Genomic DNA, 8,742 nt, shown 5'->3' on the forward strand with positions numbered 1-8,742 from the left:
TGTGCTAGCCGGTGATGCGGTGGCAGGGAAGGGCGATGGCGATCATCCTGGGACTCGAATCGAGCTGCGACGAAACCGCGGCCGCGCTGGTGACGAGCGAGCGAGAGATACTCGCGCATGCGCTGGCCGGGCAGGAGGCCGCGCACCGTCCGTTCGGCGGCGTCGTGCCCGAAATTGCGGCCCGCGCGCATGTTGACGCCATGACGCCACTCGTCGCGCAAGTGTTTGAGGAATCGGGATTATCCCTGGCCGATGTGGATGCCGTCGCGGCGACGGCGGGGCCCGGGCTGATCGGCGGCGTGATGGTCGGGCTGATGACGGGCAAGGGGCTGGCGCTCGCCGGCGGAAAGCCGCTGATCGCGGTCAATCATCTCGAAGGCCATGCGCTGTCGCCGCGCCTCGCCGATCCCGATCTCGCATTCCCCTATCTGCTGCTGCTCGTATCGGGCGGCCATTGTCAGCTGCTGCTGGTCGAGGGCGTCGGCGCCTATCGCCGGCTCGCGACGACGATCGACGATGCGGCGGGCGAGGCCTATGACAAGACGGCGAAACTGCTTGGCCTCGGTTTTCCAGGCGGCCCGGCGGTCGAAGAGGCGGCGAAGGCAGGCGATCCGAAAGCGGTACCGCTGCCGCGGCCGCTGATGGGTTCGGACGAACCGCATTTCTCCTTTGCCGGCCTCAAGTCCGCGGTTCTGCGCGCGCGCGACAGCGGGCAATATGCGCCCGAGGATATCGCAGCCAGTTTTCAGCAAGCGGTGATCGATTGCCTGATCGACCGGACCGAACAGGCGCTCGAATCGGTGGGCGATATCAATGCCTTGGTCGTCGCCGGCGGCGTGGCGTCAAACGCCGCAATCCGCAGCGCACTGCAGGCTCTGGCTGTAAACGAGAGTCTCAACTACATCGCCCCGCCGCCCTGGCTGTGCACCGACAATGCGGCGATGATCGCTTGGGCGGGTGCGGAGCGGTTCGCCGCCGGACTCACTGATCCGCTCGACGTTCCGGCGCGCGCACGCTGGCCGCTCGATGCCGATGCGGCTAAGGCGCGCGGGGCAGGAGTAAAGGCATGACGATGGACACGATCGGCGTTATCGGCGGCGGCGCCTGGGGCACGGCGCTCGCGCAGAGCGCCGTGCAGAGCGGCGGCTCCGTGATGCTCTGGGCGCGCGAGGGCGATGTCGTGCGCGCGATCAACGATCAATGCGCCAACCCGCTGTTTCTGCCCAATATCCCGCTTTCTCGCAGCATCCGCGCCACGAGCCAGATCGACGATCTCGCCGATTGCGACGCCATCCTCGTCGTGACGCCGGCGCAGCATGTCCGCGATACCCTGAGTTCCGCCTCGATCGGGTTTGCGCCGTTGATCCTCTGCGCCAAGGGCATCGAGGCGGGGACGAAGAAGCTGATGGGCGAAGTGGCAGCGGAGGTCTATCCGGGCTCGCCGATCGCGGTGCTGTCGGGCCCGACCTTCGCGCATGAGGTCGCGGCGGGTCTGCCCGCGGCCGTGACGCTCGCCTGCGAGGACCAGGCGCTCGGCAAGGCGCTGGCCGCACGCCTCGCCAGCCCCACATTCCGGCCGTACCTCTCCAAGGACGTCGTCGGCGCGGAAATCGGGGGCGCGGTCAAGAATGTGCTCGCCATCGCCTGCGGCGTCGTCGAGGGCAAGCGGCTGGGGCAGAATGCGCGCGCGGCCCTGATTTCGCGCGGCTTTGCCGAGATGACGCGCTTCGGCCTCGCGCGCGGCGCCGAAGCCGAGACGCTGGCCGGCTTGTCGGGGCTCGGCGATCTCGTGTTGACCTGTTCGTCGACCAGTTCGCGCAATTTCTCGCTCGGCAAGGGGCTTGGCGAAGGGCGGTCTGCCGAAGAGCTTCTGGCCGATCGCACGACGGTTGCCGAAGGCGCCCATACCGCGCCCGTATTGCGTGAGGCCGCGCACGACGCGGGGGTCGAAATGCCGATTACCGAGGCGGTTTGTGCGCTGCTGGAGGGCAAGACCTCGGTCGATGCGACGGTCGAAGCGCTGATGGCGCGGCCGCTGAAGAGCGAGCGCTAGAGCGGCGCGGATGAAATGTGGTTGTATTCCTGCGAAGGCAGGAATCCAGGGCTGTGGAGTTTACGCCTGCCGCCCTGGGCTTCTGCCTTCGCAGGAGCACTCGGAATTCGATCCCGAGGGATATATTCGAGCGCAGCAGGCCCTTGCCTTCGCAAGGGTTGACGTGCGCATCAGCCATTCTGGCTGACGTGGACGTCAAAAATCCCAGCAGATCCCTTTGCGTTCCCAGTCGCCATAGCGGGTAGGCTCGAGCCCGTCTTTGCCGCCATGTTCGGCCTGTTCCTTGGGCGCTTCGGGTTCGGGAACGGGTGGGTTTTCCGATAGATGCGCGGGAACTTCGACCCAGTCGGGGCGTTTTCCGGCCATGATATGCTCCAATTGCCAAACTGCCTGACAATCCCCATTTCGGGGTTCTTAGACGGAGACGCAAGGTGAACCAGCTCAAAACGCTTATCATGCTCGCGGTCATGACCGCGCTTTTCATGGGTGTCGGGCTCATGCTCGGCGGGCGCGTGGGTATGTTGCTCGCGCTTGTCGTTGCGGCCGGCATGAATCTCTTCACCTATTGGAATGCCGACAAGATCGTCCTGCGCATGCATGGCGCACGCGAGGTCGATGCGCGATCGGCGCCCGAATTCTATGCGCTCGTCGAGCGGCTCGCCGCCAAGGCGCGGCTTCCCATGCCGAAAGTCTATATCGTCGATTCCCCGCATCCCAATGCCTTCGCGACCGGGCGGAATCCCGAAAATGCGGCGGTTGCGGCGACGTCCGGCCTGCTCGAGATCCTCAATCGCGACGAGGTCGAGGGCGTGATGGCGCACGAGCTCGCCCATGTCCGCAACCGCGATACGCTGATCATGACGATGACGGCGACGATCGCCGGCGCGATCTCGATGCTCGCCAGTTACGGCTATTTCTTCCGCGGCGGCGACGGACGCGCGGGGCTTGCCGCGCTCGTGGCCGTGTTTCTCGCGCCCTTCGCGGCGATGATCGTGCAGATGGCGATCAGCCGCACGCGCGAATATGGCGCGGATCGCGGCGGTGCGGAGATTTCTGGCAAGCCCGGGGCGCTGGCCTCTGCGCTGGCCAAGCTCGCCAATGGCGCATCGCGCATCCACAATCCGGTCGTGGACCGTAACCCGGCCGCGGCCCAGCTCTATATCGTGCCTGCCATTTTCGGGCGTGCGCGCAGCCTCTTCTCGACTCATCCCGATACCGGCGACCGCATCGCGGAGCTGAACAAGATGGCCGCGGTCATGGATGGACCGGGCCTCGGGCCGAGCGATATGGACGGGATCGGGGGTATTTCCTCCCGGCCGGGCAGCGCACTCGATCCGCACGGGCGCGGACGCTGAGCGCCGATCCGGCTGGCGCGGCACTTCGACAATCGAGCAGGGGGACAATGACGCAGGGGGTTGAGAGCCGGCGCGCGGCGCTGACACTGCTCGATGCCGTCTTGCGGCACGGCAAATCGGTCGACGGCGCGATGGGCCGGGCGTTCCGGCATCTGAAGCGCGCCGACGATCGGGGTCTCGCGGCCGCCATTGTCGGCGAGGTGCTGCGCCGCCTGCCGGATTACGACCGGCTGATCGACAGCGCGACGAAGAACCCGTTGCCCGACGATGCGAAAGCCCGGATGGTGCTGCGCATGGCGCTGGCCCAGGCGCTGGCGCTCGATACGCCGCATCATGCCGCCATTTCCACCGCACTTCCCCTGCTTACGGGTGGGCCGAAGCGCCTCGCCCATGGCGTTTTCGGCACGCTCTCCCGTCAGGATGTTGAGCTTCCCGAAGTGCCGACGCTGCCAGGGTCGGTTGTAGAGCGCTGGTCCGCCGCATGGGGCGACGCCATGGTGGCGGCTGCCGCGCGGGCCATAGCCGCGCCCCCGTTGCTCGATCTCACGCTCGCCGATCCTGCAGAGACGGACGCGCTAGCGACCGCGCTGGAGGGCGTGAGCCTGCTGCCCGGTCATGTCCGACGGGAACGCGCCGCCGTTACCGGGCTGCCCGGTTATGCCGAGGGGCGCTGGTGGGTCCAGGATATCGCCGCTGGGCTACCCGCGCGTCTGTTCGGCCACGGCGAAGGCCGGGCGGCGCTCGATCTGTGCGCCGCGCCAGGCGGGAAGACGCTGCAACTGGCAGCGCAGGGCTGGAACGTCACGGCCGTCGATCGCGCCGAAAGTCGTCTGGCGCGACTTTCCGAAAATCTCGCGCGGACCGGTCTTTCGGCGGAACTTGTAACGGCCGATGCGTTGCAATGGGCGGCGCCGGCCGAGGCCTATGACGCCATCTTGGTCGACGCGCCCTGTTCGGCGACCGGCATCTTCCGGCGGCATCCCGACGTACTCTATCGTGCGAGCCCGCGTGTTATTGTGGAAAGCGCCGAAATACAGACTGCGATGCTCGATCGCGCGGCGCGCTGGCTGAAACCCGGTGGCACGCTCGTCTATGCGGTCTGTTCGCTCGAACCCGAAGAAGGCGAAGCCGTAGCGCGCGGTTTTCTGGAAAGTCATCCCGCCTTCGCTGTGGCGCCAATCGAGTCCGAGGCGCTGCCCGCCGGTCTCGCCACCGCGCCCGAAGGCTGGCTGCGCATTCTGCCCGGCGAGATTGCGGACCCGGGCGGATCGGACGGTTTTTTCATTGTCCGGTTTCGGCACAGCTAGGGCTTAATCGCACAAACTGTGCGTCTTATCCCCAAATTCCGGATGCAGGCGGGGATGGCCGGTTGCCCGATTCCCGGCCCTCACCTAAGGCTGCGCGATTATGGCCCGGCCCGTCCGCATAGCGCCTTCGATCCTCTCCGCAGATTTTGCCAAGCTGGGGGAAGAAGTGCGCGCGATCGACGCCGCCGGCGCGGACTGGATCCATATCGACGTGATGGACGGCCATTTCGTCCCCAATCTCACCATCGGACCTGGCGTCGTGAAGGCATTGCGCCCGCACACGGACAAGCCCTTCGACGTGCATCTGATGATATCGCCGGTCGATGCGTTTCTCGATGGTTTCGCCGAGGCCGGGGCGGATACGATCACCGTCCATCCCGAAGCCGGACCGCATGTCCACCGGACGATCCAGCATATCAAGTCGCTCGGCAAGCGGGCCGGCGTCTCGCTCAACCCCGGAACGCCGGTCGATGCGCTCGACAATCTGCTCGACGATCTCGATCTGATACTCGTGATGAGCGTCAATCCGGGCTTCGGCGGACAGAGCTTCATCGACAGCCAGTTGCGCAAGATCGAGGCGGTGCGCGCGCGGATCGACGAGACCGGCAAGGCGATCGACCTTGAAGTCGATGGCGGCATCGATCCCGATACGGCGCCGAGGGCGATCGCCGCAGGCGCGGATGCCCTTGTGGCCGGCACGGCGACGTTCCGGGGCGGGCCGGACCATTATGCGACCAATATCGCCGCGTTGAGGGGCCAATGACGGTCGCGGAGCGCATTGAGGTGCCGGCGGAGGCGCGCGACAGTATCGACAAGGGCCGGCGGCTGATCCGGCTCGACGATGGGGGCCTGTCCTTGTCGGAGAAGATCGCCACGCGGTTCCGCCGCCTGATCTGGCGCACCCCGCTGCACCGGTTGCGGCTGCGCGGGAAATTCCCGCTGAAGCTGCTTGCAGTGCCCGAGGATCCGATCCCCGGAGACCGCACGCGTGGCCAGTCCCTGCTCGAGGGCCGGGCGCTCTATCACGGCCAGGAGCTCGCGCTCGCCGATCTCGATTTCGCCGCGCTCGACGTATCGCCGGGTCTCGCAGACTATCTGCAAAGCTTCGAATGGTTGCGCGATCTGTCTGCGGCGGGTTCGCGCGACGAAATCGTGCCGATTGCCGAAAAGCTGATGCGCGACTGGCTTGAAAGCCATGGCGGCAAGGTGGCCGAGGCCGGCTGGCGGACCGATATGTGGGGCCATCGGGTCTTTCTCTGGACGAGCTACGCGCCGGTCATTCTCGCTTCGACGGATCTCATCTATCGCTCGGCCGTGCTCAACACCCTGGCGCGCGGGGCGCGGCACCTCGAGCGCGCCGCACCCAAGGAAAATCCGGGCCTGACGCAGGTGCGCGCCTGGGCGGGCGTGATCGGCGCGGGATTGCTCGTACAGGGCGGGGAGGCGCGCGTGATGCGCGGTGAACTGGGCCTCGAACGCGCGCTGTCGCAAACGTTGACGGCGGACGGCGGCATGATCTGCCGCTCGCCCGTCGCGCAGCTTGCGCTTGTCGAGACGCTGGCGATGCTGCGTGCGGCTTATGATGCGCGCCAATTGCCCTTTCCGGCGCCTTTCGATTCTGCTCTGTCTTTCGCGATTCCCGCTTTGCTCGGTGTGACGCTCGGCGATGGGGGGCTGTCGAGCTGGCAGGGCGGGCCCCCGATACCGGGCCGCCGTATCGCCGCCGCGATCGAGGCGACCGGGCACCGCGCCCTGCCGCTGCGCTCGGCGCGGGACTGGGGCTATCAGCGCGTAGCGGCGGGCGACACGGTGATCGTCTTCGACGCCGCCCCGCCGCCATCGATGCGGCTCGAAACCGGCGGCTGCGCCTCGACCCTCGCCTTCGAACTCTCGCACGGCGCGCACCGGATCGTCGTCAATTGCGGCGGCGCGGGCGGCACGGCCTTGCCCAAGAATTTCGCCGACGGCCTCCGAACGACGGCCGCCCATTCGACGCTGACCCTGGCCGACAGCAACTCGACAGCGCTCAATCCGGATGGCTCATTGGGGCGCGGCGTTGTGGAGGTCGAACTCAGCCGCCGCGAGCGCAATGGTGTCGCACGGCTCGAAGCGAGCCATGACGGCTATGCCCCGCGTTTCGGCTTCGTCCATCGCCGCCAGATGGGCCTCTCCGAAGACGGGGACGAACTGCGCGGCGAAGACGTATTGTTGCCGGCCGGCCGGCGAAAGTCGGAGGGCGCGGCCTTCGCCATCCGCTTTCACCTCGGCCCGGGCATCGACGTTTCTCCGACCGCCGACAATATGGGCGCGTTGCTGCGCGTGGACGGCGGGCCGGCTTGGCATTTCCGCTGCCGCGGGACGGGCCTGATGGTCGATGACAGCGTCTGGATCGACGAGAAATCGCGGCTCTGCCAGACGAAGCAACTGGTCCTGGCGGGCGAGGCCGAGCCCGGCGGGGCGACGATCGGCTGGCTGTTCCGCCGCGCCGGATAGGGAATACAAAGACACTTTCGAACGGGCGTATCGCGCCGGCTCTTGCACACAGGATTTTTCGATGACCCAGGTGAAGATTTCCCGCGCATTGCTGTCTGTGTCCGACAAGGATGGTCTGGTCGAACTCGGCCAGGCGCTGGCGCGGCATGGCGTCGAACTCGTGTCGACCGGGGGTACGGCGAAAGCGTTGCGCGATGCCGGTCTCGACGTTCGCGACATATCCGATCTCACTGGCTTTCCCGAGATGATGGACGGTCGGGTCAAGACGCTGCATCCGAAAGTCCATGGCGGCCTGCTCGCCGTGCGCGACAATGACGAGCATGTCGCGGCGATGGAGACGCATGACATCGCCGCGATCGATCTGGTGGTCGTCAATCTCTATCCGTTCGCCGAGACCGTCGCGCGCGGCGCGGAACGCCCGGAAATAATCGAGAATATCGATATCGGCGGGCCGTCCATGGTGCGTTCGGCGGCCAAGAACCACGCCCATGTCGCGATCGTCACCGATCCGTCGGATTATACCGCCCTTATCGAAAGCCTCGATGCGCATGACGGCAAGACGTCGCCGGCGATGCGTATCCGGCTCGCGGCCAAGGCCTATGCGCATACCGCGGCCTATGATTCGGCGATCGCCAACTGGTTCGCCTGGGGCGATGCATTCACCCATCCCGAAGGCCCGGAAGCACTTGGCGCAACGCCCTTTCCCGAGACGATGCCGGTGGCGTTCAATCGCGTCGATATGCTCCGCTACGGCGAGAACCCGCATCAGCAGGCCGCGCTCTATCGCGGCGCGGCGGTCGGCACGCAGGGCATCGCCCAAGCCGAGCAGGTCCAGGGCAAGGCGCTCAGCTATAACAATTACAATGACGCCGATGCGGCCTTCGAGCTGGTTTCGGAATTCGGCGGAAGCGATCCCGCCTGCGTAATCGTCAAGCACGCCAATCCGTGCGGTGTGGCTGTCTCCGGCTCCGTCCTTGAGGCCTATAACGCCGCTTTCGCCTGCGATACGGTCTCGGCGTTCGGCGGCATTGTCGCGCTGAACCGGCCGCTCGATGCGCGCACCGCCGAAGCGATCACCGCGATCTTCACCGAGGTCGTGATCGCGCCAGATGCCGACGACGAGGCGCGCGCCATCTTCGCGAAGAAGAAGAATCTCCGCCTGCTGCTGACAGGGTCACTGCCTGACGCGGCCCGGCCCGGTTTCACGATGAAAACCATCGCGGGCGGCTTGCTGGTCCAGTCGCGCGATGGCGGACAGATCGGCGAAGCGGATCTCACGACGGTCACCAAGCGCGCGCCCACGGAACAGGAACTCGCCGATTGCCTGTTCGCCTGGCGCGTCGCCAAGCATGTGAAGTCGAACGCGATCGTTTACGCGAAAGACGGCGCGACGGCCGGCATCGGCGCGGGCCAGATGAACCGGCTGGAATCGGCGCGGATCGCGGCATGGAAGGCTAAGGATGCAGCGGAAAAGGCCGGCTGGCCGGAACCGCGCACGATCGGTTCGGCGGTGGCGTCCGACGCGTTCTTCCCG

Annotated in this window: 8 protein-coding genes; 7 read left to right on the top strand and 1 reads right to left on the bottom strand. The window is 66.5% G+C overall.

Annotated features, from left to right (window positions below):
• Positions 1 to 35: 35 nt before the first annotated feature.
• Complete coding sequence (gene tsaD, locus ACTS1Z_RS14020; RefSeq protein WP_442625094.1) at positions 36 to 1,070, top strand: tRNA (adenosine(37)-N6)-threonylcarbamoyltransferase complex transferase subunit TsaD; 1,035 nt, start codon at positions 36 to 38, stop codon at positions 1,068 to 1,070.
• Complete coding sequence (locus tag ACTS1Z_RS14025) at positions 1,067 to 2,053, top strand: NAD(P)H-dependent glycerol-3-phosphate dehydrogenase (RefSeq protein WP_442625095.1); 987 nt, start codon at positions 1,067 to 1,069, stop codon at positions 2,051 to 2,053. Before tsaD ends, ACTS1Z_RS14025 begins: the two co-directional genes overlap by 4 nt.
• Positions 2,054 to 2,248: 195 nt before the next feature.
• Here ACTS1Z_RS14025 and ACTS1Z_RS14030 read toward each other — a convergent pair whose 3' ends face one another.
• The gene (locus ACTS1Z_RS14030; protein ID WP_442625096.1) at positions 2,249 to 2,419 is read right to left on the bottom strand and encodes a DUF1674 domain-containing protein; all 171 of its coding nucleotides are present in this window, start codon (positions 2,417 to 2,419) and stop codon (positions 2,249 to 2,251) included.
• 65 nt (positions 2,420 to 2,484) lie between these two features.
• Here ACTS1Z_RS14030 and htpX point away from each other — a divergent pair, with 65 nt between their 5' ends.
• The 5 genes from htpX to purH all read left to right on the top strand — a co-directional run.
• Complete coding sequence (gene htpX, locus ACTS1Z_RS14035; RefSeq protein ID WP_442625097.1) at positions 2,485 to 3,408, top strand: zinc metalloprotease HtpX; 924 nt, start codon at positions 2,485 to 2,487, stop codon at positions 3,406 to 3,408.
• Positions 3,409 to 3,455: 47 nt separating this feature from the next.
• Positions 3,456 to 4,715: an RsmB/NOP family class I SAM-dependent RNA methyltransferase gene (locus ACTS1Z_RS14040; RefSeq protein ID WP_442625098.1), complete on the top strand. Its 1,260-nt coding sequence runs from the start codon at positions 3,456 to 3,458 to the stop codon at positions 4,713 to 4,715.
• A gap of 100 nt (positions 4,716 to 4,815) precedes the next feature.
• Positions 4,816 to 5,478 carry a ribulose-phosphate 3-epimerase gene (gene rpe / locus ACTS1Z_RS14045; protein ID WP_442625099.1) on the top strand — a complete coding sequence of 221 codons (663 nt, stop codon included), beginning with the start codon at positions 4,816 to 4,818 and terminating at the stop codon, positions 5,476 to 5,478.
• Complete coding sequence (locus tag ACTS1Z_RS14050; protein WP_442625100.1) at positions 5,475 to 7,208, top strand: heparinase II/III family protein; 1,734 nt, start codon at positions 5,475 to 5,477, stop codon at positions 7,206 to 7,208. The genes rpe and ACTS1Z_RS14050 overlap by 4 nt, the downstream gene beginning before the upstream one ends.
• A 61-nt stretch (positions 7,209 to 7,269) precedes the next feature.
• A partial coding sequence (gene purH / locus ACTS1Z_RS14055; RefSeq protein ID WP_442625101.1) for a bifunctional phosphoribosylaminoimidazolecarboxamide formyltransferase/IMP cyclohydrolase occupies positions 7,270 to 8,742 on the top strand: 1,473 nt, incomplete at its 3' end.

Source organism: Parasphingopyxis sp. (assembly GCF_052168295.1).
In the GTDB taxonomy this organism is placed as follows: domain Bacteria; phylum Pseudomonadota; class Alphaproteobacteria; order Sphingomonadales; family Sphingomonadaceae; genus Parasphingopyxis.